1 protein-coding gene is annotated in these 271 nt (G+C 41.7%); it reads left to right on the top strand.

The features are described from left to right. Positions 1 to 43: 43 nt before the first annotated feature. Positions 44 to 271: hypothetical protein (locus tag KVT28_RS25160; RefSeq protein ID WP_217550892.1), on the top strand; the 228-nt coding region annotated here is incomplete at its 3' end.

The following is a 271-nucleotide window of genomic DNA, read 5'->3' as shown; positions in this document are numbered from 1 at the left end:
AGCTGACTTACACGCTACCAGCAGCCAAAAATCGATTGTGAATATGGCTAATAGCACTGCTGCGAATACACTGAGTATTAATGTCAGTGACATCCTTAGCGCGGGTAGCAAAGATCTCTTTATTCAGGATGGCAAAACACAAATGGTGGTGCACGGCAATAAAAATGATGTCATTAAGCTTGATGATTTGTTAGGCAATGGCATTGATGGAGGTGATTGGCATCGGCAGAAAGGAAATGTATCAGTGGCAGGCTTGAAATATCAGATATAT

Origin of the sequence: Pantoea sp. GbtcB22, from assembly GCF_019091025.1 — a bacterium.
In the GTDB taxonomy this organism is placed as follows: Bacteria; Pseudomonadota; Gammaproteobacteria; order Enterobacterales; family Enterobacteriaceae; genus Pantoea; species Pantoea leporis.
This window is presented reverse-complemented; position numbering and strand designations above follow the sequence as displayed.